The following is a 2,434-nucleotide window of genomic DNA, read 5'->3' as shown; positions in this document are numbered from 1 at the left end:
CCCCGTTATTACGGTCGTTGGCGGTACCCAGCTCTGCTCCGGGGATTCGGTGATCCTGAAGGCCCCTGCCGGCTATGCAGGCTACAACTGGAGCAACGGAGCCACTACGCAGACCATCGTGGTGAAACAGAGTGGGGTCTATAGCGTACAGGTCATCAGCGACAAAGGATGCACCTCGGTGAAATCGGCTGATGTACCGGTGAACGTGGCTAACCCCGTGTTGCCACCACTGGTCCACAATCTGCGGAATACCTGCCCGTCGAAAATTGTCGATCTGACCCAGGCGCTGTCATCGACAACGGCGGGTAGCACCTACACCTATCGGATCTGCGAGTGTAACACGTCCAACATCGTGATTCGTCCAGACTCCGTCTGTGAAGGTACATACTGGATCGTGGAGCGAACGGCCCAAGGTTGCGTGAGCAAACCTGCAAAAGTGGTGGTGCGCGTCTTCAACTGCGCCACCGATACGCTGGCAACGGATGTGAGCATCGCCAAAACGGTTAGTCAGTCGGTGGTAAATGGTACGCCCGTCACCTACACGCTGACGGTGAGCAATGCGGGTCCGCATACAGCTTACAACGTCGATGTACGGGATGTACTACCGAGCGGTCTGCAACTGATCCCGGATGCCTCCGCTGGTTATACCTTCGTCAATGGTCGGCTTACCAAACGGATCGATAGCCTGAAAGCGGGTGCGTTTGCTCAGATCGTGTTCAGCGCCCGGATTGTGACGAAAGGGGTAGATATTGTCAATAAAGCAGAGATTACCTATCTGGACAATGTTGATCCGAACCTAGCGAACAACAGTTCGAGCGTGACGGTACGCGATACAACCAGTACGCCTGTGTCGCAGACCGGTACACCGGGATTGGGTGTCGCGCTGGCGGTCGTGAAGGTCGAACAGCAGCCCGATCAGTCGTACAACGTGACCTACAAAGCGACCCTGAAGAACGTGGGTACGGTAGATCTGACGGCGGTGAGTCTGCTCGATAGTCTGAGCGAGGTATTTGCATCGCCTGCTTCCTATAGCGTTGTTGGTTCGCCCGTAATCGGGTCGGGCAGTACGCTGGTCGCGAATGCAGGCTTCGATGGAAATACGCAGCCAAACCTGCTGGGTAGTGCCAGTACCTTAGCGGCTGGTGTTCAGGATACAGTCGTCTTCGTGGTGAACGTGAAGACCAATGGCAACGGCGGTCCGTTCTACTCCTCGGCAACGGCTCAGGGAAATACCCTCGACGGTAGCCAGACGGTGAAGGATGTCTCCAACAATGGATTCGATCCGACGCCAGAAGGCGCTGTGTCAACGGCGGTTCGCTTCGATCTGCCGAAAGGCTTGCTCGGGGTTGCCAAGTCGGTAGGTACGCCAACGCTGGTGTCAGCTGGAATCTACGATATTCCGTATACGATTGCGCTTAACAACCTGGGTACAGTACCGCTCAAAAAGGTTCAGGTGGTGGATAACCTCTCCGGAGCCTTTGGTCATGGTGCCTTGATTGTCAGCAATCAGATCTCGGTTTCAGGGGTTGGTACGGTAACGGTCAATCCGAATTACTCGGGTCAGGGCCTGATCACCAATATGCTGGTCGATACGGCTAGTACACTGGCTGTAGGCGCCAAAGCCACGTTGAGCTTCACGGTTCGGGTCGATGTGCGGAATGCCGACTCGCTGACCTTCTACAACACAGCCCTGGCTTCGGCCCTGACGCCAACCGATGACGTAGTCGAAGACGTGTCGACGGCGGGTACCAACGATGACCCGGATAATGACCTGGACCCTCGCAATAACAGCCAGACAACGCCGATTGTGTTGAACAGCGTTTCGTCTGATTCGCACATTGGGCTGGCGATGGCCGTTCGCGATACGGTCCGTCAATCAGATGGTAGTTACAACGTAACGTATCAGATTGTAGTAAAAGCCTACGGTCCTGATCCGCTGAAGAATGTGAGTGTAAGCGATACGCTGTCGAAGGTCTTCAATAGCCAGACCGGGTCGACCTACACGGTTGCCAGTGCACCGATGATCACCTCAACGGGTAGTGCGCTGAAACTGAACCCGAACTTCAACGGTAGTTCCGATCCGCTGCTTGTTCTGGGCGACAGTACCAGTACGCTGGCGGTGGGTAAAGTCGATACGATTCAGGTGGTGGTGAATGTGGCCTCGAGCGGTAGCACGAGTACGTTCCTCAACTCAGCGTATGGGCAGGCCGTGGCGAAATCGGGTACGGTCAGTGACGTGTCGACGAGTGGGTTGAACCCAGACTTGAATGGCAATGGCAACCCAACCGATTCGAACGAACGCGAAGCGACCACGTTGACGCTGCCACCGACGTATTTGGCGATCTTCATCCCCGAAGGCTTCTCGCCGAACGGCGATGGCGTCAATGATCGGTTCGTGATTCGGGGAACCGCTGGGCTGACGGTTAGTCTGCAG

The 2,434-nt window shown here is 55.8% G+C and carries 1 pseudogene; it reads left to right on the top strand.

Features of this window, described 5'->3' with window-relative positions:
- A pseudogene (locus ACYVGR_RS31590) lies at nucleotides 1–2,434 on the top strand (hypothetical protein); the annotation flags it as partial.

The sequence above is a fragment of the Spirosoma litoris genome (assembly GCF_054776755.1).
This window is presented reverse-complemented; position numbering and strand designations above follow the sequence as displayed.